Genomic DNA, 23,030 nt, shown 5'->3' on the forward strand with positions numbered 1-23,030 from the left:
GGTAGATAAAGTATCAAATTTATTGTGAGAAAATATTCTAGAAGACTTAAACAAGATAGGTGTATGACTTTATTATAATAGAAAACTCTGCTATATTATCTGACATTGGATATAAATTTCCTCAAGAAATATTGAATCTTATATTAAGCGCAATAGCTCCTGAAGATATCATTAATATTATAAAACATGCTAATTTGGCAAATATTTCTTATGATGTATTAGAAAGTCAAATGGGTGGTGAAGATTTTGGTATAAATAATTCATTATAAATATTTTTCTTGCTAGTATTGCCGTATAATTTTAAGATAAGTTTATAACACTTTTCTCGAGCCATGCAACAACGCCAATGTTCGCTCGCAATGACGATTTTAGTATCCACGCAGGTAAAAATATATGAACTTACTTAAAAATATTACGGGAAAGAATTATATAAACGGTGAATTTATAGAGTTCGGGAAGCAAATATCCGTTATTAATCCTGCGACCTTAAAAGAAATTGCTACAGTTCCGAATTTAGGATTATCTGAGATTAATTCAGCGATTAATAATACAGTGACTAGTTTTTCTTTATGGTCACAAAGTTCATTTGAAGCGAGAATAGCAATTCTTAGAAGATGGTATAATTTAGTAATCGAAAATATTGAGGAGTTAAGTTATATATTAACCCTAGAGCAGGGTAAAGTACTTGCTGAATCAAAAAAAGAAATTTTATATGGAGCCTCTTTTATTGATTGGTATACATATGCTATACATAATATTCATTCGACTATCAAACCTGGTAATAGTAACACTCATAAAATTGTTACGCAATATGAGCCTGTAGGACCGTCTGCTGCTATAACTCCTTGGAATTTTCCCAATGCAATGATTACTCGCAAGGTAGTACCTGCAATAGCTGCGGGTTGCAGCGTTATATTAAAACCGTCAAGTCTTACTCCTCTATCAGCTTTAGTACTTGCGAAATTTGCAAGCGATGCCGGTTTGCCTGCCGGAGTATTTAATGTAATTACAGGTAGTTCAGATATTATAGGTAAGGCTTTTTGTGAAGATTTTAGGCTTCGGAAATTATCATTTACCGGCGCTACAAATGTCGGTAAAATTCTATATCAAAATGCCGCAAATACTCTAAAACGTTTATCTTTGGAACTTGGCGGCAATGCTCCTTTCATTATAACGGCAGATAATAATTTAGAGAAAGTAGTAAGTGATTTAGTAATCGCTAAAACTAGAAATAGTGGACAGTCTTGTACTTCACCTAACAGAATATTTATAGAAGAATCTATATATGAAAAATTTATAGAAATTCTAAAGGCTAAATTTACTAAGCTTAAAGCCGGTGACGGATTTGATAAGGAATCAGATATAGGTCCGTTAATTAATTCTGCTGCCATAGAAAAAATACAAAAGTTACTCGCTGATGCACAAAGTAAAGGAGCTAAATTAATTTGCGGTGGTAAAACTGTTGATAATTTTATTGAGCCTACTATTATTATTGACTGTTTGGATAATATGGATATCTTTAGAATAGAAATATTCGGTCCGGTAGTTGCTTGTTATAAATTTAAAGATTTGGATGAAGTAATAGAACATGCAAATAATACCGAATACGGCTTGCAAGGATATGTATATTCAAATAATATATCCGTGGCACAAATGATAGCGTCTAAGCTTGATTTTGGTATGGTATCGATTAACGACCCGTTACCTGCAAATGCAAAAGCACCTTTTGCAGGACGTAAAGCTTCAGGTTTTGGAGTTGAAGGCTCATTTGAAGGGATATTTGAATATCTAAATACGAAATATATAAATTTACAGAATTAAGCATGCCCGCATGGTTCCTTTTATGTCATTCCTGCGAAAGCAGGAATCTAGTAAAGAATATAATTCTTTGTAGCAGTATTAAGATTATTTTTTCTGGATTCCCGCTTTCGCGGGAATGACATAGAAAATATAATAATCTAAATAGTAAAAATTATGCTAGTGCTTGTAGATAATCTTGAAGTACAAATTGAAAAAATTTATGAAGTATTTGATTTAATAGATAATGAAGGAGCTGATCTTTTGTTATGGGCAGTATCTGATTGTCTTGCCGAGCTATTAGCTCAATATAAAGAATCGTTAACAATTGAATATGTTGATCCTTTGATGCAACTAATTAAAAAAGGTTTGAAGAGCAAAATACTATAATACCCAAAATGCTTAATAATGCTTTAAGCAATATATTATTAATCCTTGAAGATGGATGTAAAGCTGAAGAATCAGAACTTAAATATAATTAATAGTTTAAATACTCTTGATATGTTAGGAGGACATGTATAGTAATCTTCCAAAAATCTCAATAGTTTTACCGGTTTATAATAGAAAGAAGCTATTACCTTTTGCTATTGAGAGTTGCCTTAATCAAAGCTTTAAAGACTTTGAGCTTATTATTATTGATGATTGCTCAAAAGATAATAGCGTTATAGTAGCTAGGACATATGCAGAGCAGGATTCACGTATTAAGGTAATAGTAAATGAGACCAATAAAAGATTACCGGCAAGTCTTAATATTGCTTTTAAAGAGGCCAAGGGGGAGTATTTTACTTGGACTTCAGATGATAATCTTTTCCATGAAAATGCTTTAGAAAAAATGGTTAAGATACTTGATAATTCACCTGAGATAGGGCTTGTATATACTGATTATACTTTGATCGATGACCACGGTAAAGTAGGAATAAGACTTTATCAAGAACCTCCTGAGTTTTTACCGATTAGAGATTGCGTCGGTGCATGTTTCTTATATAGAGCCGATTTAGCAAGGCAAGTAGGTGGATATAATGAAAATATGCAGTTAGTGGATGATTATGAATATTGGCTAAGGTTTGGGCTTGTTACGAAATTTGCTCATATACCGGAATCTTTATATTTCTACCGAGTACATAATCAAAGCTTAACAATAGAGCGTAAAGTAGAAGCAAAACAGGCAAAAAGAGTTTTAAAAGCATTATTTAAAGATCAATATATTATTCCTGCTGAGATTAAACCTATAAATGATTTATATAATTGGTTTATTGAAGATAGAAATTTAAGCTCTTATTTTAGGTTATTTAAAATAATTATTTGTAGTCCGATAATTACTATTTCGTATATTATTAAAAATCTAAGAAGAATAAGGTGATATTTTAATGCTTTAATGTCATTCCCGCAAAAGCGGGAATGACATAGTAGAGCCATAGCACAACATCCTTAAAATAAATGCAAAATCAAGATTTCATACATACATTAAATCCAGAGCAGCAAAAAGCAGTTCTTCACACTGAAGGACCGCTTTTATTGCTTGCAGGTGCAGGGACAGGTAAAACAAAGGTACTTACCTCAAGAATAGCTAATATTATTCACCAAAATTTAGCCTCACCTCAAAATATTCTAGCCGTTACTTTTACTAATAAAGCTGCTAAAGAAATGGCTGAAAGAGTTAATAGTCTAATTAATTGCTATGGTCTTAATATAGGCACTTTCCACTCAATGGCAGCTAGGATATTACGTGACCAGATTGAGCATTTAAATCTTGGTTTAAATAATAGATTTACTATTATTAGTCATGATGATCAATTGAAACTAGTGAAAGATATAGTAAAGCTAAAAGATATTGATACTAAAAAATATGCTCCTAAATTAATACATATCATAATTTCTAGATGGAAAGATCAAGGATTATTACCAACTAAACTATCAGTATCAGATACTAATTTACCGCTGCAGAGGGTTGCAAAACTTGTATACGAAGAATATCAGAAAAATTTACTTATTTCTAATGTTTTAGATTTTGGAGATTTGCTACTTTATAATAATGAGCTTTTTATTAAAAATTCTGAAATACTAAGATATTACCAAGAAAAATATCGATATATTTTAATTGATGAATATCAAGACACTAACGTTGTCCAGTATTTATGGGCAAGAATGCTCGCAAGTTTATATAAAAATATTTGCTGTGTAGGGGATGATGATCAATCTATTTATGGTTGGCGAGGAGCAGAAGTCGGGAATATATTACGTTTTGAAAAAGATTTTGCAGGTGCAACAATTATTAAATTAGAGCAGAATTATAGATCAACTTTGCCAATACTTGCTGCTGCTTCCAATGTTATCAATAATAATAAAAACCGTCACGGTAAAACGTTATGGACGGATAGGGAAAACGGTGAAAAGATAAAAATTATCTCTTGTTGGAGTGATAAAGAAGAAGCAAGATATATAGCCGGTGAAATAGATAAGTTAGTGCGAGAAAACCGGTATAATGCCGGCAATATTGCAATATTAGTACGAGCCGGATTTCAAACAAGAAGTTTTGAGGAAGCGTTTATAAATAGTGCTATGCCTTATAAAATTATAGGTGGTTTGCGGTTCTATGAACGTATGGAAATAAGAGACGTACTTGCTTATATCCGTATATCTTTGAATCAAAATGACAATTTAGCACTTGAGCGTATTATAAATGTGCCGAAAAGGGCAATAGGTGCAGCTAGCTTAAATAAAATTAGAGGCTATGCACTTGAGCGAAATATTTCTAATTTCGCAGCCATTAAAGAAATGCTAGAAATAGGTGAGATTAAAGCAAAATCATATGAAACTCTAAAAGATTTGGTTACTAAAATCGATAATTGGTACGAAAGATTTAGTATAGATGCTCCAATAAACGTAGTTAAAGCAATACTTGATGATTCCGGTTATCTTGAAATGCTTCAAGAAGAAAAAACCGAAGAAGCATTCGGTAGAATCGAAAATATTAACGAAATGCTTAGAGCTATTGCTGAATTTAACGATGTTCATGATTTTATCGAACATTCAAGCTTAGTTATGGAAAATGAAGTGCTTGAAACCAATTACGGTGGCTCTGTTACTATAATGACCCTGCACGCAGCTAAAGGGCTTGAGTTTGACGTGGTATTTTTACCGGGCTGGGAAGAGGGGGTATTTCCGTCTCAAAGATCTCTAGACGAAGAAGGCGAAAAAGGCTTAGAAGAAGAACGCCGCATTGCTTATGTTGGTATTACGAGAGCCAAAAAAGACCTCTACATTACTCATGCTGAAAGCAGAAAAATATTTTATGAAATAGTCCGTTCTTACCCTTCAAGGTTCATAACTGAAATCCCTGATGAAATTACGATCAGGACCTCTTCTATGAAAAAATACAATTCTTTTTATAAGTTTTAATTAATTTTCATTCATAAATCATTAGAAAAAGCTATGTTAGAATTAGCTAACCAAAAAATATCTAAAGAACAATATAGAGAGAAATTAATAGATAAAACATTAGATAACCTTAAAGAAAATGTTTCAGAAACAACATTAGGTAACTACAGAAAATTTCTTACTAAAAATACTACCCCTAAACTTAATAAACAAGAGCAAATTAATGATCCACAACAAGTAGAAGCATTAACACAAGCAGCATTAAAGATAGCTGAATTTTTAAAAATTACTTATGAAAAAGAAGCAAAAGCTTTATCGTCTATTAATGAGTTAGGAGTAAATGAGCCTAATATAATTAAAACTTTATTACCAGCGATAAGTAAACTACCGTCTGAAAAAATGATAGAGCAAGGTAAAGAAATTATCAAGAATTTTGCCCCATTACTTGAGAGCAGCAATTCTGTACTTGTTAACGGTACTAAAAGAGTATTAGCAGAGTTAAATCCTGGATATTTAAGGAATACACGGATGGGGGGGGAAGAGTATAGCATTAGAATTACAAAGAGTAACCAAACCTAAGCTATGGCAAAGAATAGTAGCAGTTTTTACCGGTACGGATTATGCTCAAAAAAATATAGATAAAGCATTTGCTAACTTTGAAAAAAGTAATAGTTTACATATAGAATATAGAAATGAAAAATTTGTCGGAAGAACTACAAAGAGAAAAACAAGCACCAAATATTGTAAAGCAAAATAAAACAATACCCCAAGGCTATAAGTCTTCTATATCAACCCCTATATCTCATGTTGAAAACCTTAATAAAAGTAGAGAGAGTGGGCAACAGTCAGGGCATAGTAAGTAGTGATTTATATGATAATATAGTTGCGAATTTTTAAAAAGTTTGATAATTTAGTGCATTATATCAAATAACTTAATAATGTAATGAGTATTATATGGCAGAGATTATAACTAATATAGATGATACTATTAAAAAAAACGATGAAGTGACTGAGATATTGGCTGCAGTAAAAGATAAAATAGTTGATATAAAAAACGTAGATAGGAGATTAGATACTTTGCATAAAAATATTGTTACTCCCGATCCTATTCAACAATATTTACAATCTGCAGAATATATCACTAGTACGCTTGAAGTACTTGCCAGTCAAATTATTAGTGAAGTTGTAGAAAATAAAGATATACAAAAATTAGTAGATAACTTGCATATCAATTTAGGACAAGATATAAAACTAATACCTAGTTTAGCAGATAAGCTAAAGTTTGATGTCGCAAGGGCTGAAGCAGCACTTAAGGGTTTTGTACTTCCTCTAAATCAAGGAGGACCTTTTGATGCATTATCATTGATGGGTATAGAAGATGAAGAAGAAATCTTGGCCAATCCTATAAGAGCAACTAAAGAAGCATTAATAGCCGTAAGCGGAAAGTCTATACCTAAAGAGCAATATGCACAGGCTGTAAAAGATCAAGCTATAGAAATCTTAAAACAAGATCCTAAAAACACTCCAGACAAACTTGAGAAATATGAAAAATTTATTATGCAAGGAGATAAAAACCAGAAATTTAATAAAAATAGTAAGCAGTTTATCCCAAGAGTAAATCAATTATCTCAAGTGGAATTTAAGGCATTACAAAATGCAGCCACTTATACGGTACAGCAGATTAGTAATAGATTAGAAAAAAATAATAAAATTAGTAAGCAATTAGAACAAATTATTATACTTACTCACTCATCAGGCATAAAGAATCCTGAAATAATAAGGAAATTAAATAAGTTAGATTCTACTTATCTAACTGAGAATAGTACTAAAATAGCCACTGAATTAAAAGATATTAATGATAGAGGTACTTCTTTATGGGAAAAATTTAAGCAGATATTTACAGGTAGAAACTATTTGGAAAAAAGATTAGGAAAAGTTGTAGATAAATATATTACTCTGAGTGATGGATATGTAGTGAAGACAATTAATGATAAAATCTTTTCAAATGCTTTAACAAACCCTGAAATTACTGCAGGTCTAACAAAATTTTTAAATGAAAATAAAGATAAAGTAGCAACTAATCCTGAATTTAAAAATTTAATTCCTGTTACGGGTGAGCCTATTATAGTTCAACCGCAACAAATTAATAATTTTAATTTAGCGGAACTCAGAAAAATCAATCCAATAGCATTTGATAAAACCATATTTGAAGATTCAATAAAACTAAGAAGTTCTAATTTAAAACCTCCGCACATCACTCCTAAGCCTTCTACTAAAAATCAAGAAGCAGTAAGAAGAAAGGGTTAAATTTTAATATAACTGCATCATTGTGAGGAGGCGTTGTTACATTGCTTCTATGTCATTCCCGCGAAAGCGGGAATCTAGATTTTTTATTGTCACCCCGTGGCGTGACCACGGGGTCTTGTATCACCAGCTGAGTCCTAAGATACCGCGATCAAGTTGCAGTATGACATTAAAGGTTACTAGATTGCTGCTTTCGCAGAAATGACATCAGAACATAAAGATTTAGGTGAGATGCTTAAATACTCCTCTTTCCATAATTCATTATAAAGAATAGGATCGATATTACCGCCTGAGATTAGTACTAGTAATTTTTGAGGTTTGGATTGTGTTTTTAAAAAATTTACCACTGAAACCATGTTTATACTACTTGACGGCTCGCATATTACTTTAAGTAAATGAGTAAGCCACGCCGTCCAGTAATATATTTCATATTCTTCTGCTAAATAAAAATCATCAAGTTTTTTCAGATATTCAAATGTACGAGCTGATATACTCAAGGTTTTAAGACCGTCCGCAATAGTATTCGGAGCATAGTTAAATCTATATGTTTTATTATCTTTAACAGATAAATAAGCATCATTGGCATTTAAAGGTTCTGAACCTATTAACAAGCTTGTCGGTGATATTAATTCCTTGGCAAGATATGCGCCGGAAATTAAACCGCCGCCGCCGCAAGAGGCAAAAATAGCATCAGGACTAAAACCTAGCTGCTGTAATGCTTCATAGCATAACGTGCCTGCTCCTGCTATTGTAGAATCACTATCGGAAGGATGCATATAGTAAAATCCTTGCTTTTCATCTTCTTTTGCTTTTTCTTCCGCTTCTTGTCGAGTATATGTATATATAACTTCACCGCCGTAATAAAGAGCTGCTTGCTGTTTTACTTTTGAAGTATTTAACGGTAAATAAATCCTTGTTTTAATACCGAATAATTTACTCGCATAAGCAAGACCGATTCCATGGTTACCCGTACTATAACCGACTATTTTATCAGGTAATTTTCCTTGCTCTTTTAATTCTAATAAATGATTTAACACGCCTCTAACTTTAAATGCACCGGTTTTTTGTAATGATTCAACCTTAAAAAAAATCTCATGACCGAGCATCTCATTTAAGCTTTCAGAGTGAACGATTGGAGTTAAATGTAGATATTGTTTTATTCTATTATGTGCGGCTGCTACATTTTGAGGAGGTTGTAGTAATAAATTCATAAATATAATTAATAATGGTAGCTTGAAATCAGGTTGATACTATATTATATAGTTAATAATTAGAAATTTTAAAAGGTTTTAATTGATGCATAAAAAATCCCTTCCGTTAATGGCACTGAGAGATATGGTAGTATTCCCGGGAGTAATTGCGCCTATTTTTGTGGGTAGGCCAAAATCGTTGCAAGCACTCTCTCATACTACCATTTCCGAGGAAGATAATAGTAAATATATTTTAGTAACTTTACAGAAAAAATTTGATCAAGAAAACCCTAGTACACACGAACTTTATAACACAGCTATACTTGCCAAGATTATCCAAATAGTGAAGCTGCCTAATAATACGGCAAAAATCTTAATAGAAGCAGTAGCAAGAGTAAAGCTAAGCAATATCAAAGGCGAGGAAGCTTTTGAAGCAAATTACGAAATTATTCCAGATGAAGAAATATTTGACGTTAATAACATGCGTTCACTCGTTGATAATGCAGTACAACTATTTAGTAAATATGCGATTAATGATAAGAAAGTTAATGCAGAAATTATTGAAACTATCAATAAAGAAATAAGTAATAGCACTAATTTCATAGATATTATAAATATATTAGCCTCACATTTGATAACTTCACTTGAGGCAAAGCAGCATTTATTAGAAGAAACGAGTCCTTTTAAGCGTATCACTACGGTTATTAGTATGCTTAATTCCAATATAGTAAATTCAGAAACCGAGCAGGCATTGCAGAAAAGAGTACGAAAGCAAATCGAAAAAACGCAGCGTGATTATTATCTGCACGAACAAATGAAAGCTATTCAAAAAGAGCTTGATGAAGATAAATCAGAACTTGCCGATATTGAGAACAAAATTAAAAGTTTAAAATTATCAAAAGAAGCAAAAGAAAAAGCTGAGGCTGAACTTAAGAAACTCCGTACTATGAACCAAATGTCAGCGGAGTCGGGAGTAACGCGTAACTATCTTGAGACATTGCTTAGCCTGCCTTGGGGTAAGTATGATAATAGCAAAATAGATATTAACCAAGCAGAGAAAATTTTAAATCGTGACCATTTTGGACTCGAAAAAGTTAAAGAACGAATTATAGAATATTTAGCGGTATTACAACGTTCAAGTAAAATTAGAGGACCTATATTATGTTTAATAGGTCCGCCAGGGGTCGGTAAAACTTCACTTGTAAAATCTATTGCCGAAGGAATGGGCAGAAAATATACTAAACTTGCGCTCGGCGGTGTTAGAGACGAAGCAGAAATCAGAGGGCATAGAAAAACTTACCTTGGATCAATGCCCGGTAAAATTTTAGGTCAACTTAAGAAAGTTAAGACTAGTAATCCTGTAATGCTGCTTGATGAAATCGATAAAATGAGTTCTGATTTTAGAGGTGATCCGGCATCCGCTTTGCTTGAGGTATTAGACCCTGAGCAGAATAGTCACTTTGTTGATCATTATCTAGAAGTAGAATATGATCTATCAAATGTAATATTTATTGCTACTGCTAACTCTCATGATTTACCTAGAGCTTTAAGTGATAGAATGGAAAAAATATATATTTCCGGTTATGTAGAGGAAACAAAGCTCCAAATTGCCAGAAATTATTTAGTTCCAAAACAATTTAAAATGCATAAAATCAAAAAAGATGAAATTACTATATCCGAGACGGCAATTTTGGATTTAATTAGATATTATACCAAGGAATCAGGTGTAAGAGCTTTAGAGCGTGAGATAGGGGCATTAACTAGAAAAGCATTAAAGCAGATTTTAGCAGATAAAAGTGTTAAGCATATCGCTATAGATAGTAATCATCTTGAAGAATTTTTAGGAGCTAAGAAATATAATTTCGGGCTTGCCGAGAAAGAAGATCAAATAGGAAGTACTACGGGACTTGCTTACACTGAAGTAGGCGGAGAGCTTTTAACTATAGAGGCTTTAGCATTTCCAGGGAAAGGTGAAATAAAGACCACCGGAAAACTTGGTGATGTTATGAAAGAATCGGCAATGGCTGCCTATAGTTGTTTTAGAAGCAGAGCAACAAATTTTGGATTAAAGTACGACAATTATAAAGATTTTGATATTCACATTCACGTACCGGCCGGAGCTATTCCAAAAGATGGACCGTCTGCCGGCTGTGCTTTGTTTACGACTATTGTTTCGTTGATGACTAAAATACCCGTACATCGTACTGTAGCAATGACCGGTGAAATTACTTTAAGAGGCAATGTTTTACCTATAGGTGGTCTTAAAGAGAAGTTACTTGCTGCAAGTAGGGGAGGTATTAAAACCGTGTTGATTCCTGAAGAAAATGTCAAAGATTTGAAAGATATACCGCCGAATATAAAAGAAAGCCTAGAAATTATATCTGTATCAAATATTGATCAAGTACTTAAGCATGCTTTGGTAGGAACACCGATAAATAAATAGAGATTTGTTAATAGTCAAAATATCATATATTAAATTAATGCAAGCTATAGTAAAGTAATTCTTTTTGACTTTTCAATCAAAATGCGATTTTTCTTGCTTAATTCCTGACTATCTTGAGCTCACCTATTATTATAGACTCTCTTCCTTACGCCTGTCACTAAATTGGGCTGAATTGACTATATTGTTGCGTGGATCAATTTCACCTCTGTCATCCCGTGGTTTGACCATGGGATCCAGTTAAAAATACTAATATTATTAGTATTTTTTATTGTTTTTATGGACCCCGTGGGGGTGTGACACAGTAATGCTGCTACTACTGCGGCAGCTACTCAAAGCGGTGTATCTGAGGTAGTAAAATCCATGCCTACAATAAAAGACAAAACAGCTTAGTTTATCTTTCTGCTTTCCAACTTTCATTGAGAAATTCCTTTAACTTAATTCTAAATACATAATTAAATTTCTACACTACCAAGTAACAATATTTTTTTGGTACAGCGTCGTTCAGAAAGCTTGATACAAGTGAATTTTCTGACATGCGCCTTTGCTCACGTACTTTTTGTACGTTCCGCAGGCTCAGTCGTCAATTCATCTTGTATAAAGCTTTCTGAATCTAGCTCTATCTGCTTCTATTTTATTATTGTAAAAAAGTTGCTACAAAGTATTAATTAAATGTATTAATATTAATGAAAGAATCAAAAATTTTAAGAAAATTTTTAGCAACGGCATCATTATGCGGAACATTATTCACTAGCTCTAATACTGCAGGAGCAACAATTCCTAATCTCGGTAGCGTAAAGCTTGAGTTCCGGTGTCGGTCTTGTAGGAGGAGTATTTAATAACGGCAATATTTATTCAAAGGGCTTGGAATTAAAATATCGGCAGATAAAACAAATGCTGTTATTGGCGGGATAAATACATTAATTAATAGCACTACCTGCTTTTGGTGGGGTTGAGGTAAGTCAAAATGTATCAATAGGTGCTTTTAGTGCAACAGTAGGTCTTACTCCTAATTTCACTCCTCTTAAATTTATTAATAATAATGTTACGTCAACATTATTATTAAATTGCTACCGGAGTCGGTAATCAAACATTTAGTAATATAGATTTCGCCGGTAAGAATTCTACTTGACAAATTAATAACGGTTTAAATATTACAACTCAGATAGATAATACGGTAGCTGGCAATAACGGTACAATAACATTTGTAGGTACGGGTACTATATCAAATCACATAGGTCTAACTAACTCTCTTACCGGAATAAATGTAGGAAACGGGGAAGCACAGATTTATATGTCCGGAGCAGGTAATATTACAATTAATGCTGCAAATATAAATCTTACTAACAATAACTCTATACTTACTCTTTTTGACTGTAATATAACAACGTTAACGGGTAATATAAATAATACTGCCGGCGTTGACGGTCAAGGGATACTAAATCTAGCTCATGATCTTGGTAGTAGTAACATAATAACAGGTGATATAGGTAATATAGGCTCATTAGCCGCAGTAAATGTTTTACTTGGGGCGGCAACACTTAATTCTACAATATTAAAAGCTACTAATATTAATTTACAAAGTAATACGTCCGTACTTAATTTAGATGACGACATAACGGTTACGGGTAATATAGATGGTGCTAAAGGAGTAAACGGAAATTTTATAGGGAATGCTATACTTAACGGAAATATAAATAATTTCAATATACTTCAGTGTAATGGAGGTAATGGTAAGATTCTTGATTTACAAAGTAATACTACGGTAAATAGTATTGTTTTTGCAGATAGTGTTTTAGCTGCGGGAACTATAAGTGTTAACAGTCTATTAGATGTAGGAGGTATTACTTTTAATAATAGTAATGCTAGCGGCGGTACTTTAATAATAAATACCGAAGATACAATCAATATTGCATTATTAAACGCTATACAAGCAAAAATACAAATAAATGCTAATTTAACAATCAATGATCCAAGTGCCGGAGATATAGGTGATATTAGAATAGCGGATAATACGACATATACAATAGATGCAGCAAATGGGAATGTAAATTTGCTAAAATAATAATTTAAACAAATCTGGCAATGATGAATATGGAATAGTGAGAATAGGAGCAATCACAAAATACCTAACCATAGCAAATAACGGTGGACCTTATACTATAGAATACCCATCGCCTTAAGAATTTCATAGTAGACTGAGCAGGTGATGTTGTAGTCGATAATACGGTATTTACGCAGTTACTTAGTATGAATAGCAGGTAACATTTAACCAAGCTTTAGATCTAGGAGCGGGTGGTAACATATTATTTAGAGCAGATGGTGAGTTAATAGTAAATGGTGTGACCAGTTCAGTTACGACCTCTGCAAATAACCAAGGAAATAACTAAGGCACACTGACAATACAAAGCGGTAATGTTAACGGTACGATTGGAGCTAACGGCAGCAACTTAAAACTCGTAAATATCGGAGCACAACCCCCATTACGTTCTCAGCTAATGTATTTGTTCCCGTAGCTTTAAATAAGGATGGCTCTATCTTAGCTTTAGCAGATGGGGTTACGCTAACCGGTAGCGTAGGAGCAAATGGAGTAGTACTTAGCACCGGCGGTGTAGGCGGTACATTGAATTTGATAGGTGACGGTAATGTAACTCAAAATATAGGTACGGATGCTGCAAATAGTCCTGCTAATGCTAATATAAATATCCCTAACTTTACTTAATTCAGTAATATCCATTGCGGCAATTAATTTTTGTGCTTCTGCGGTATTTTCTTTCTGTATAGTTCTTATTAATTCTTGATTTGAGGGTTGAAACCATCTAAACATAATTATCTTCTTATTAAATTCTATAAATTTTAATATTTTGTTAAAAATGAGCTTATAGATAGAATCATAATAAGAAGTTTTAAGAATACAATAGAAATTTAACTAAAAGTGCGAACAAATGAGTTGAGGTTACTTTAAGGAATATATAAAGTTAGTTTTTTATAATATTTAAAATTCGGAATTTAAAAGAGTTTAATATAACAATTAAAACAAAAGGCGAATAAAAGGAGCATATGAATTTTTTAGAAAACGATAGGAAATCCCGAAACCTGAAAGGGGTTGGCGAGAGTGACGGGACTCGAACCCGCGACCTTCTGCGTGACAGGCAGATGCTCTAACCAACTGAGCTACACCCCCTTATATACTCTTCTGCTTTTAAGAATTGCTCTTTCATTTTATCAAGGATTGCATCTTCATCTATTAAATATAGGCTGCGGGTGCTCACCTCTCAAAATACAATTCAATTCTTGAAATCATTTGAGTATACGTAAAAGATAACAATGTATATAACAATTCTTCTATTTCTGCAAGAGTAAAATATCGTATTTTATCAAAAAATATACAGAACCTAACATCTAGCTTATTCCTAATATTATAATTACTAGATATCTCTATTAATCCAAATTAGTCACTACTAGTTGAAGCCTTGAAAATTATTATACTTTTTAAGGCCTTTGTTAAAAAAGAAAAACCTAGTAGTTACATTTATATTAATAAAATCTTACTTTATTAATAATTATTAGAGGTTTTATATGACTAAACCATATGTCATTAAACTAACTACTCCTTTTGAGCGTATTAAACTTTATAATCCTATACCCGATATTGCTCTTAGAAGTGCTATTATTATGCAGGCAATAATAGATGCAACTAATACTTCTACCAAGAAAGAGGCAACAAAAGCAGAATATAACGCTAAAAAATGGCTTGTTGAAAATAATGAAAATTTTAACGCTACCTGCTTAGAAATTGGCATTGAGCCTAATTATGTAAGAAAGACTGCTAAAAAACTAATTAAATCGCAACAAAATAAGGATAAGCGTCCTAAACTCTACGGCTAAAGTTTAAATAAATTAATTTGTAATAAAACTTGAAATTACTCTAAATATAAATTAATTGTATAGGTGTTACTTAGTAACGCCTATATATTAATTATTTCAGATTATAAAGGTTATTTATGATTATTTCAGTTTCAGGTCAACATATTTCTATCGGTAATAATTTACAAGAATATTCAAAAGAGAGGGCTACGCAAGTCGTTAAAAAATATTTTACCGATATAATAAATATAGATATACATTTTTCAAAAGAAGGAATTAACTTTAAATGTGATATTATAGTAAAATATGGCTCCGGTAAACATAATATAGTCAAAAGTAATGATAGTTGTAGTGATATATATGTAGCTTTTGATAAAGCTATGTCAAAACTAGAAAAACAGCTTAGAAAATATAAATCAAAATTCAAAAATCATCATGCGGGTAAAGTAAAAATATCAGAAATTGCTTACGAAGGTACCAAATATATTATTAATCCGCAATCTGATAGTGAAACCTCTAACGCCGAAGATAATGATAATCCGGCAATTATCGCTGAAAAGCCTGTAGAAATATTAAAATTATCAGTAAAAGAAGCGGTAATGCAAATGGATTTAGAAGATTTACCTGTAGTAGTATTTAAAAATATAAATAATGATCGTATCAATATAGTTTATTATCGTAAAGACGGTAATATTTCTTGGGTAGATTATAATTAATGCTCATTATCCCTTACAAAGGAGTTACGCCAAGAATCGATAAAAGTGCATATATTGCCGAAAGCAGCTCTTTAATAGGAGAGAAATAGGTAGTAATTCAAGCATTTGGTTTAATACGGTGCTTAGAGGCGACGTTGAATCAATAAAAATAGGAAATAATACTAACGTACAAGACGGTAGTGTAATTCATGCTTCAAGGTTTAACGGACCGGTAGAAATAGGCGATAATATAACTATCGGTCATCTCTCTCTTATTCATGCCTGTACAATACATAATAATGCTTTTATCGGTATGCGTGCTACGATAATGGATTATGCAGTAATAGAAGAATATGCTTTTATTGCTGCAGGCAGTCTTATCCTGCCAAAGAAGATAATTAAATCTCAAGAATTATGGATGGGATCCCCTGCAAAATTTGTTAGATATTTAACCGATCAAGATTTAGAATATATGCAAGATAATGTAAGACATTATGTAGAACTTGAAAATGTTTATAAGATACTCGTTTAATTTGAAAAATTGGCGTCGTCTATCTACTTTTTACGTATCAAGAGTATATAAGGAATCCTTAAATGCCTTAACCGTATTTTTAAGTAAAAACGCAATAGTCATCGGTCCGATGCCGCCTGGGACGGGAGTAATATATTGTACTTTAGACTGAACATTTTCAAAATCAACATCACCGATAATTTTATTGCTGCTAATTCTATTAATGCCTACATCAATTACTATAGATTTAGGATTAAAATATTCTGCAGTTAATTTTAAAGGTGAGCCTATTGCAGCAACGACAATATCGGCTTTAGAAGTAATAGAGCGTAAATTGTGTGTCTTAGAATGACAAATAGTAACGCTGCAATTTTCTTTTAACAGTAAAGCACTTAAAGGTTTGCCTACTATATTTGAGCGTCCAATAATTACAACGTTTTTACCGGTTAAATTAGGTTCGTATTTTTTTATAGCTGCAAGACAACCAAGAGCAGTGCAGGGAATAAAGCCTTGACTAATTCCGCTATGTAAGTAACCGACATTTAAAGGGTGGAAACCATCGATATCTTTAGAAGGTGATACTGCAGATAAAATTTTATTTTTATCTATGGAGCTTGGCAAAGGAAGCTGAACTATAATTCCTGAAATCTCGTTATCAAGGTTTAACTCATTGATTTTTGATATTAAATCATTAGTATGAATAGTAGCAGATAGATTTATTAATAAAGTATAAATTCCTATTTTATGTGCATTTTTTATTTTGTGTCTTACATAAATAATGCTTGCCGGATTATCGCCTACTAGGACTATAGCAAGCTTCGGTGAAGCGTTGGTTTGGCTTGTAAGTTCTTGAATTTCTAGCTTTAAGTCTGCTAGTATCTCATTGGCTAATGCTTTACCGTCAATTATATTATTCACTCTTATTTTTGTCTCCGTTCAGTTTTAACGTCATTGCAAGAAAATTACGTAAGTAATTGACGAAGCAATCTCAGGAGTTTGTTATTGTTTCATGAGATTGTCACGCTCTCTACGGTTGCTCGCAATGACGATCTCTTTATTTAGTCACGCTCTTACTTCTTTTCCCCGTATTTTTGGTAGTAGAATACTCAAAATGTAGAGCCTTGCCGTCAAATACTCTACTATAAGCATGATGAAGACTGCTTGCCGCTTCAGCAAAACCCGTAAGAATCAGCTTAAGCTTACCAACATAATGAGCAATATCGCCAATGGCGTAAATACCTTCTATATTAGTTTGATAATAGGAAGAGTCTACTTCAATATGGTGAAGCTTAACATTTAAACCCCAATTTGCTAAGCTACCTAAATCTTGTTTTAAACCAAAAAAAGGTAGTAATATATTGGCATCCAATTTGCGAGTATTATTTTGTAAATCTTTAACTATAACCGATTGAAGTTCACTATTATTACCATCTAAAGCATTTAATTGATAACCGGTTATTAACTCGATTTTATCGGTTTCTGCAATATGTCTTAATTGCCTTACGCTTTCAGGAGCTGCCGTAAATTTATCCCGCCTATGTACTAAATATATTTTATTTGCAATATCTGAAAGAGAAATAGCCCAGTCAACAGCCGAATCCCCGCCGCCTGCTATAACTATATTTTTACCCGCAAATTTGCTTTTATCATTGATGAAATAAAAAACTGACTTGCTTTCAAAATCTTCAATATTCGCAAGGGGCGGTTTGTTTGGACCGAATGAACCTGCTCCTGCTGCAATAATAATAACTTTGCTTTTAATAAGAGTGTTTTTTGAGGTTTTAATTTCAAAAAAATCATCTTGTTTATTTAGCTCTATAGCTTGCTGATTTAAATGATATATAGGGTTAAAAGGAGCTGCTTGAAGTGCTAACTGTTTTATTAGCTCTTCTGCTGCAATTTTAGGATATGCTGGTATATCGTAAATAGGCTTTTCAGGATATAGGGTAATACACTGACCGCCGATAACTTCTTGTGCATCAATAACATGACACTTCATGCCAAGCATTCCTGCTTGAAAAACTGCAAATAATCCAACCGGACCGGCACCTATTATTACAACATCAGTATTATACATACTTTTTATATTTAAATTTTACAAAGGATTTTATTGGATATTGAGAAAATAATCAATGGTTATGTGAGTATATTTATAGAAATCCAACACTTTCGCAGGGGGATTTTTAAAAACTGTCGGATATTATACTAGACGAGATGCATTTAAAGGTTGTGCTGCATTCCACTTTTCTTCTACGGGTTCTAATATATCCGCTTTTATCTCGGCTTTGTTTTGTAGCATACCGAATAATGAGATTTTTTAGTATTTATAGGTAATATTTGTGCTACTTCCCTATCGCTTTTGGTAATTATAATAGATTCTTTATCTGTTTGTAATTTTTCTACATAAAGAATCTATTTATAGCTAATTTGGGTTATATTCATTATATTTTAATGTAAAAAATAAAATTTAAAGAAAAACCAAAACAAATTCTGTGAGGCAAATATCATCAATTCATATTTAAATATAACCATTTCTTAAACTAGCCTTGTAAAATCGTTAAACTTTGTAAAAGATTAATAATAGAAATTAATTATTTTTATAATAAATTATGAAAATTAAGATTCTACGAAATATTATCGGTTTTATTATCTTAACTATAAGTACGGGCAATAGTTTTGCCTCCTCCGCTAATGCTTTTTTCCTTGTTAGTGCGATGGTTTTACCGTCTTGTATAGTTCGGCTACTCCTTTAGCTTTCGGTACGTATGTTCCAACTGTTGATGCTCTGCAAACAAATACAATTATAATAAAGTGTATTTTAGGTACTAATTATACTGTTGCATTAAATGCCGGTACTGCACCTGCTGCTACAACTAGTACCCGTAAAATGACTGGTGTTGTTAACACTAATAGTTATTTACCTTACAATCTTTACTCCAATGCAGGGAGAACGCAGAATTGGGGACATCAATCAAGTGACTGGGTAATGGGAACAGGACTAGATCAAACGCTCACAATATACGGCAAAATACTTCAAGGAGCAAATGTTCCTTCCGATACTTATAATGATACAATTACAATAATCGTGGCATATTGATATAAATATTTTTTAAGATTTCTACCTATCCTATCTATATTCTTGACTTTTAATTCTTTTGCCAGTACCACTATCGTACCTGTCAATATATAGTAGCAACTATGACGGTGCAAAATAATGATTATGCACCTAAAAAGTTTCAATTAATTCGTTTAAAGCGTACATATAAAGATGGTATAGAAGAATATAAAGAAACTAAAGATTTAGTGGCAACTCCAGTAACATTTACCTTACATGATGGTAAAATACAATTGATACGGGTAGCTTTAAAAAACACACAGAATTATTCTACTAAAGCAAAATATAGAATTTTTATAAAAGAATTACCTCGTAGAGTGAAGTTAGAGAATAGTGTTACCTCCACCGTAGATCTTGTTGTTCAGCATAGTATACCTATAACAATATCAGGTTAAAAATCTTTATCTTTAAAACTAAATAAATTAAAGCAATGTGCTTTTTAAATACAATAATATCGGTTTTTATAGGTATTATTTTTTTATACCGGTGAGTTTTTGCAGGTGGAGTTATCTCTGAATCTCTTGGTGATACTTCGCCTTGAATCGGCAGCGGATACAAACGTACATGAGGATCAGGAGTTAGGGTTATTGCCCCAATTACCTCTAGCAGTAAAATTTGAGAATAGTGCTAATGAAATTGCGGGTGAGAGTGAATTGATGGTTTCGTTAGAAGTTAATTATACCGAAACCGATATATTGCCGACTATAGTGCAAAACGCTCAAGGTCATTATTTAATTCCTCTTGAAGATATAGAACATTTTGATGTTCAAGAAGATTATCTTAAGCAGGGTTTAGTGAATTATCATGATACTGCATATATTAATTTAGATTTGCTTGAGGGTACTAAATATGATTTAAACTTTGAGAATTTAGATTTAAATATTACTTTTCCAGCAGAAAAATTTAACCTCAATCATTTGATGCTTCAGGTGGTCCTATGAAGAACGTCGATACTAAACTTATTAGTGGGGTATATTTAAACTATGATGTGACTCTTAGTCCAAATGATGATATTAATTATTTAGCCGGAGTAGAGGAACTCAATTATTTCACTGAACACGGTGTATAGTTATAGTTTCTTATTTCAAACTGAAGCCGTTAAATCAAATTTTTCTAAAATCACAAATACCACAAAAAACCAAAATAAATTTACACGTTTAGACACAAATTGGACATATGAGAATGTGGATAAGATGACTAATTGGTGGGTAGGGGATAATAGCATAACTAAAGTGTCTTCTTGGTCTAATTCAACTAGATTTGCCGGTATTCAGTATGCTACTAATTTTGCAGTTAGACCGAATTTAGTTACCTATCCGTTACTGGATTTTAGAGGGAAATCAGAACTTCCAAGCAGTATAGAGATATTTTCAAATAGTATACCTATATATAATACTAAAGCTCATATGGGGGATTTTGATATAACCAATATTCCGGTTATCACCGGTAGAGGTGATTTAATAGTTAAAACGCAAGATATAACCGGTAAAGTTTAGACAATGACTATTCCTTATTACGCATCACCGAGCTTATTACGTCCCGGGCTTTCACATTTCTCTTACGAAGCAGGTTTTCAAAGACAAGATTTTACTATATATAGCAGTGCTTATAAATATTTAGTTCTAAATACTGATTATATGCTTGGTATGAATGATTATTTAACAAGCGGCGGACATTTTGAATTTTTAAAAAATAATGGAGCAGTAGGGGTAATAATTTAAAAATCAGCAATTTATTATAGGCATTTCAGCTGCAAATAATATCAAAAATTTCGGTCGCTGTCAAAGAATTAATTGCGGCTATACTTATGAATCGGAATATTTTGATATTAATAGTAATTTAGATTGGAATAATAGTAATTATCAGGACGTATATAACGATCCCGATAAGATTTTCTCAAGTTTAAATTATCAGATTTTAGCTAGTTGTGGTAATACCGATTTTGGTAATATAAGTGTTAATTTTTTGTCTTTTGTCGTAAATAACACAATGCAAAAAGGTAAACGCTCAAATATATTATCATCGACTTATCAAAGAAATATTACTAAAAAAGGTTTCTTAAGTTTTACTATAGGTACCGATTTAAATAGTAAACGTAAAAATAATTTTGCCTATATACCATTTAACTTGAATTTAGATTCCAATAAAAGCATTTCATTGACCGATTTATATTTTATATCAAAATAAATATCATACAAAGCAACTTGGTGTTTCTTCGCTGATTACTTCAAATATGGGATGGGGATATAATGCTAACCTGATCAAAGCTAAAGCTACAAATTACAATGTACAAGTTAACCGTAACGGTAAAAATAATGATATTGGAGTTTATCTGCAGAAAAATGATACCGCAATAATGAAACAGTTTAATATCAAAGGAGGAATTTTCTCTATTGATAAAAGCTATTATGAGACAAGACCGATTAACGGAGGTCTTGCTTTGATTAAAGTAAATAGTTTAAAGAATGTCGGGGTTTATAATAATAGCCGGTGATACCGATGATAAAGGTAAAATGCTTGTACCTAACTTAACACCGTATGTTCCTTCCGAAATAAGACTAGATGATGAAAATCTACCTCTTAATACAGAGTTTGAAGAAATTGCTTTGAAAGTTGCTCCAAGAACAAAATCAGCGGTATTATTAGACTTTAATATTAAAATAATTAAAAGCATTGAAATGACAGTATTTGATAGTACGTGAGTATTGAAGGTTTAGATGAAGAAATATTTGTAGGCTTATGACGGTAAGATATATATTAAAGATCTTGAAGTATTAAACGGTTCTATTTGTGACGAGAATGAGGAGAATAATAAATGCTGTCATTTTAGCGTACCGGTTAATAGAGATTTAAATGACCCTTTAATTGATTTAGGCGAAGCAATATGCAAATGAAGACTTTATTGTTACTCCTGTGTGGACTAAAAACGCTCCGTTGTCATACCGTGGCTTGACCACCACGGTATGACAAATTCTTTTTAAGCAATGTCAAGAAATCAATAATAATATTATTAATCAACATGATTATGTCACGAAATGCTATGGCGTTACTTGCAACATGTAATCCGTCAGTTCCAACCGTAAATTTCGGTAGTTTTAATGTCGGTGCCATTAGCACAACTGCCGTTATTGCTTCAGTTACTTGTGGTGCTTTATTCTCACTACTTGTTAGCTATACCGTAACTTTTAGTACGGGAGCTGCTAATATTTAGAAATATGATTAATGGGGTACGTAAGCTGAATTATAATTTGTATAAAGATGCCGGTTTTACTCAAATCCTCGGTAACGGTACTAGTAGTACTGTAACATTTACCGATAGCTATACACTAGGTCTTGAACCGGTCACAAAAAACTATACCGTATATGCACGTCTGCCGTCACAACCTCTTGCTGCTGCCAGCACGTTTCAAGACACTATTACCGTAACCCAGCCATGGCTATATAATAAAAAATCTTTAAAATCAAAATTCTTCAGCCTAGGTTCTAACTTTGTTGCTTACATGGATTGACTCCTAGGGTGCTAGGACATTGCTGTCCAGTATTATGAAGCTGTATTTTTATTATAATATCAAAAACAATTTAAGTTTTATATTACTATAACTACATACGTTATTCCCGTATAGATAAGGTCTTGTTGCATGGATCGGTTTTCTTTCTGTTACGCTGTGACTTGATCGTGAGATGACAGAGATGGAATCGATCCTTAAACTTATGTCTACGCGAAAATGCAACC

The 23,030-nt window shown here is 32.4% G+C and carries 24 protein-coding genes, 1 tRNA gene and 3 pseudogenes; 24 read left to right on the top strand and 4 right to left on the bottom strand.

Annotated elements, in window-relative coordinates; genetic code table 11:
* Positions 1-131: 131 nt before the first annotated feature.
* The 8 genes from RC_RS09430 (at position 132) to RC_RS03160 (ending at position 7,482) form a co-directional block, all read left to right on the top strand.
* Positions 132-269, top strand: a complete 138-nt coding sequence (locus tag RC_RS09430; protein WP_157769116.1) for a hypothetical protein — start codon at positions 132-134, stop codon at positions 267-269.
* Positions 270-393: 124 nt separating this feature from the next.
* Positions 394-1,821: an NAD-dependent succinate-semialdehyde dehydrogenase gene (locus RC_RS03135; RefSeq protein ID WP_010977250.1), complete on the top strand. Its 1,428-nt coding sequence runs from the start codon at positions 394-396 to the stop codon at positions 1,819-1,821.
* A gap of 153 nt (positions 1,822-1,974) precedes the next feature.
* Entirely contained in the window at positions 1,975-2,187 is a 213-nt protein-coding gene (locus tag RC_RS10260; protein WP_010977251.1) for a hypothetical protein, read from the top strand.
* A 124-nt stretch (positions 2,188-2,311) separates the two neighbouring features.
* On the top strand, positions 2,312-3,157 hold the full coding sequence (locus tag RC_RS03145) for a glycosyltransferase (protein ID WP_010977252.1): 846 nt from the start codon (positions 2,312-2,314) through the stop codon (positions 3,155-3,157).
* Between the two features lie 77 nt (positions 3,158-3,234).
* Positions 3,235-5,196 (top strand): DNA helicase PcrA, encoded by a 1,962-nt coding sequence (gene pcrA, locus RC_RS03150; RefSeq protein WP_010977253.1) that lies wholly within the window; start codon positions 3,235-3,237, stop codon positions 5,194-5,196.
* A 33-nt stretch (positions 5,197-5,229) separates the two neighbouring features.
* Entirely contained in the window at positions 5,230-5,754 is a 525-nt protein-coding gene (locus RC_RS03155) for a hypothetical protein (RefSeq protein WP_010977254.1), read from the top strand.
* Positions 5,755-5,867: 113 nt separating this feature from the next.
* Positions 5,868-6,038: a hypothetical protein gene (locus tag RC_RS08990; RefSeq protein ID WP_010977255.1), complete on the top strand. Its 171-nt coding sequence runs from the start codon at positions 5,868-5,870 to the stop codon at positions 6,036-6,038.
* Between the two features lie 91 nt (positions 6,039-6,129).
* Positions 6,130-7,482, top strand: coding sequence for a hypothetical protein (locus RC_RS03160; RefSeq protein ID WP_010977256.1), 1,353 nt, complete (start codon positions 6,130-6,132; stop codon positions 7,480-7,482).
* A 176-nt stretch (positions 7,483-7,658) separates the two neighbouring features.
* Here the strand turns inward: RC_RS03160 and RC_RS03165 are convergent, their stop codons facing one another.
* Entirely contained in the window at positions 7,659-8,690 is a 1,032-nt protein-coding gene (locus RC_RS03165) for a serine/threonine dehydratase (protein ID WP_010977257.1), read from the bottom strand.
* A gap of 85 nt (positions 8,691-8,775) precedes the next feature.
* On the opposite strand from RC_RS03165, the gene lon reads away from it, so the two are divergent.
* The 3 genes from lon to RC_RS09720 all read left to right on the top strand — a co-directional run bounded on the left by lon (position 8,776) and on the right by RC_RS09720 (position 13,174).
* Positions 8,776-11,112: an endopeptidase La gene (lon, locus tag RC_RS03170; protein WP_016830768.1), complete on the top strand. Its 2,337-nt coding sequence runs from the start codon at positions 8,776-8,778 to the stop codon at positions 11,110-11,112.
* A gap of 683 nt (positions 11,113-11,795) precedes the next feature.
* Positions 11,796-11,948, top strand: a complete 153-nt coding sequence (locus RC_RS07530) for a hypothetical protein (RefSeq protein WP_010977259.1) — start codon at positions 11,796-11,798, stop codon at positions 11,946-11,948.
* 455 nt (positions 11,949-12,403) lie between these two features.
* On the top strand, positions 12,404-13,174 hold the full coding sequence (locus RC_RS09720) for a hypothetical protein (RefSeq protein WP_010977260.1): 771 nt from the start codon (positions 12,404-12,406) through the stop codon (positions 13,172-13,174).
* Positions 13,175-14,216: 1,042 nt separating this feature from the next.
* Here RC_RS09720 and RC_RS03180 read toward each other — a convergent pair.
* Positions 14,217-14,293, bottom strand: a tRNA-Asp gene (locus tag RC_RS03180).
* A gap of 395 nt (positions 14,294-14,688) precedes the next feature.
* On the opposite strand from RC_RS03180, the gene RC_RS03185 reads away from it, so the two are divergent.
* The 3 genes and pseudogenes from RC_RS03185 to RC_RS03195 all read left to right on the top strand — a co-directional run bounded on the left by RC_RS03185 (position 14,689) and on the right by RC_RS03195 (position 16,203).
* Positions 14,689-14,997: a hypothetical protein gene (locus RC_RS03185; RefSeq protein WP_010977262.1), complete on the top strand. Its 309-nt coding sequence runs from the start codon at positions 14,689-14,691 to the stop codon at positions 14,995-14,997.
* A gap of 116 nt (positions 14,998-15,113) precedes the next feature.
* Entirely contained in the window at positions 15,114-15,692 is a 579-nt protein-coding gene (gene hpf, locus RC_RS03190) for a ribosome hibernation-promoting factor, HPF/YfiA family (RefSeq protein WP_010977263.1), read from the top strand.
* A pseudogene (locus tag RC_RS03195) lies at positions 15,692-16,203 on the top strand (gamma carbonic anhydrase family protein). Before hpf ends, RC_RS03195 begins: the two are co-directional and overlap by 1 nt.
* Positions 16,204-16,233: 30 nt before the next feature.
* Here the strand turns inward: RC_RS03195 and folD are convergent.
* Both folD and RC_RS03205 read right to left on the bottom strand, forming a co-directional pair.
* The gene (folD, locus tag RC_RS03200; protein ID WP_004995703.1) at positions 16,234-17,100 is read right to left on the bottom strand and encodes a bifunctional methylenetetrahydrofolate dehydrogenase/methenyltetrahydrofolate cyclohydrolase FolD; all 867 of its coding nucleotides are present in this window, start codon (positions 17,098-17,100) and stop codon (positions 16,234-16,236) included.
* A 152-nt stretch (positions 17,101-17,252) separates the two neighbouring features.
* A pseudogene (locus tag RC_RS03205) lies at positions 17,253-18,259 on the bottom strand (NAD(P)/FAD-dependent oxidoreductase).
* A gap of 651 nt (positions 18,260-18,910) precedes the next feature.
* On the opposite strand from RC_RS03205, the gene RC_RS03215 reads away from it, so the two are divergent.
* From RC_RS03215 to RC_RS09010, 10 genes and pseudogenes are all read left to right on the top strand, one after another.
* The gene (locus RC_RS03215) at positions 18,911-19,279 is read left to right on the top strand and encodes a Csu type fimbrial protein (RefSeq protein WP_010977266.1); all 369 of its coding nucleotides are present in this window, start codon (positions 18,911-18,913) and stop codon (positions 19,277-19,279) included.
* 101 nt (positions 19,280-19,380) lie between these two features.
* Positions 19,381-19,692 carry a fimbria/pilus periplasmic chaperone gene (locus RC_RS03220; RefSeq protein ID WP_010977267.1) on the top strand — a complete coding sequence of 104 codons (312 nt, stop codon included), beginning with the start codon at positions 19,381-19,383 and terminating at the stop codon, positions 19,690-19,692.
* 192 nt (positions 19,693-19,884) lie between these two features.
* A complete protein-coding gene (locus RC_RS03225) occupies positions 19,885-20,238 on the top strand; it encodes a hypothetical protein (protein ID WP_016830774.1) in 354 nt (117 codons plus the stop codon).
* Positions 20,235-20,366: a hypothetical protein gene (locus RC_RS03230; protein ID WP_012150834.1), complete on the top strand. Its 132-nt coding sequence runs from the start codon at positions 20,235-20,237 to the stop codon at positions 20,364-20,366. The genes RC_RS03225 and RC_RS03230 overlap by 4 nt, the downstream gene beginning before the upstream one ends.
* Positions 20,359-20,793 (top strand): fimbrial biogenesis outer membrane usher protein, encoded by a 435-nt coding sequence (locus RC_RS03235; protein ID WP_010977269.1) that lies wholly within the window; start codon positions 20,359-20,361, stop codon positions 20,791-20,793. The genes RC_RS03230 and RC_RS03235 overlap by 8 nt, the downstream gene beginning before the upstream one ends.
* Before the next feature lie 3 nt (positions 20,794-20,796).
* Complete coding sequence (locus RC_RS03240) at positions 20,797-21,018, top strand: hypothetical protein (RefSeq protein ID WP_010977270.1); 222 nt, start codon at positions 20,797-20,799, stop codon at positions 21,016-21,018.
* A 244-nt stretch (positions 21,019-21,262) separates the two neighbouring features.
* Positions 21,263-21,484, top strand: coding sequence for a hypothetical protein (locus RC_RS03245; RefSeq protein ID WP_010977271.1), 222 nt, complete (start codon positions 21,263-21,265; stop codon positions 21,482-21,484).
* A gap of 46 nt (positions 21,485-21,530) precedes the next feature.
* Positions 21,531-21,791, top strand: a complete 261-nt coding sequence (locus tag RC_RS03250; protein WP_010977272.1) for a hypothetical protein — start codon at positions 21,531-21,533, stop codon at positions 21,789-21,791.
* The gene (locus tag RC_RS03255; RefSeq protein ID WP_004995697.1) at positions 21,763-21,999 is read left to right on the top strand and encodes a fimbria/pilus outer membrane usher protein; all 237 of its coding nucleotides are present in this window, start codon (positions 21,763-21,765) and stop codon (positions 21,997-21,999) included. Before RC_RS03250 ends, RC_RS03255 begins: the two co-directional genes overlap by 29 nt.
* Positions 22,000-22,316: 317 nt before the next feature.
* Positions 22,317-22,806 (top strand): annotated as a pseudogene (locus tag RC_RS09010) (spore coat protein U domain-containing protein).
* Positions 22,807-23,030: the final 224 nt, after the last annotated feature.

Origin of the sequence: Rickettsia conorii str. Malish 7, from assembly GCF_000007025.1 — a bacterium.
Taxonomy (GTDB): Bacteria; Pseudomonadota; Alphaproteobacteria; order Rickettsiales; family Rickettsiaceae; genus Rickettsia; species Rickettsia rickettsii.

What these genes read in the sequence shown, in the direction of transcription:
- RC_RS03135 (WP_010977250.1), top strand. Translation starts at nt 394, where the DNA reads ATGAACTTACTTAAAAATATTACGGGAAAGAATTATATAAACGGTGAA.
- RC_RS03160 (WP_010977256.1), top strand. Translation starts at nt 6,130, where the DNA reads ATGGCAGAGATTATAACTAATATAGATGATACTATTAAAAAAAACGAT.
- RC_RS08990 (WP_010977255.1), top strand. Translation starts at nt 5,868, where the DNA reads ATGAAAAATTTGTCGGAAGAACTACAAAGAGAAAAACAAGCACCAAAT.
- RC_RS03155 (WP_010977254.1), top strand. Translation starts at nt 5,230, where the DNA reads ATGTTAGAATTAGCTAACCAAAAAATATCTAAAGAACAATATAGAGAG.
- RC_RS03220 (WP_010977267.1), top strand. Translation starts at nt 19,381, where the DNA reads ATGACGGTGCAAAATAATGATTATGCACCTAAAAAGTTTCAATTAATT.
- RC_RS03145 (WP_010977252.1), top strand. Translation starts at nt 2,312, where the DNA reads ATGTATAGTAATCTTCCAAAAATCTCAATAGTTTTACCGGTTTATAAT.
- RC_RS09720 (WP_010977260.1), top strand. Translation starts at nt 12,404, where the DNA reads ATGTCCGGAGCAGGTAATATTACAATTAATGCTGCAAATATAAATCTT.
- RC_RS03250 (WP_010977272.1), top strand. Translation starts at nt 21,531, where the DNA reads ATGGGATGGGGATATAATGCTAACCTGATCAAAGCTAAAGCTACAAAT.
- RC_RS03165 (WP_010977257.1), bottom strand. Translation starts at nt 8,690, where the DNA reads ATGAATTTATTACTACAACCTCCTCAAAATGTAGCAGCCGCACATAAT.
- RC_RS03230 (WP_012150834.1), top strand. Translation starts at nt 20,235, where the DNA reads ATGAAGAACGTCGATACTAAACTTATTAGTGGGGTATATTTAAACTAT.
- RC_RS07530 (WP_010977259.1), top strand. Translation starts at nt 11,796, where the DNA reads ATGAAAGAATCAAAAATTTTAAGAAAATTTTTAGCAACGGCATCATTA.
- RC_RS03185 (WP_010977262.1), top strand. Translation starts at nt 14,689, where the DNA reads ATGACTAAACCATATGTCATTAAACTAACTACTCCTTTTGAGCGTATT.
- hpf (WP_010977263.1), top strand. Translation starts at nt 15,114, where the DNA reads ATGATTATTTCAGTTTCAGGTCAACATATTTCTATCGGTAATAATTTA.
- RC_RS03240 (WP_010977270.1), top strand. Translation starts at nt 20,797, where the DNA reads ATGACTATTCCTTATTACGCATCACCGAGCTTATTACGTCCCGGGCTT.
- RC_RS03255 (WP_004995697.1), top strand. Translation starts at nt 21,763, where the DNA reads ATGTCGGGGTTTATAATAATAGCCGGTGATACCGATGATAAAGGTAAA.
- pcrA (WP_010977253.1), top strand. Translation starts at nt 3,235, where the DNA reads ATGCAAAATCAAGATTTCATACATACATTAAATCCAGAGCAGCAAAAA.
- lon (WP_016830768.1), top strand. Translation starts at nt 8,776, where the DNA reads ATGCATAAAAAATCCCTTCCGTTAATGGCACTGAGAGATATGGTAGTA.
- RC_RS10260 (WP_010977251.1), top strand. Translation starts at nt 1,975, where the DNA reads ATGCTAGTGCTTGTAGATAATCTTGAAGTACAAATTGAAAAAATTTAT.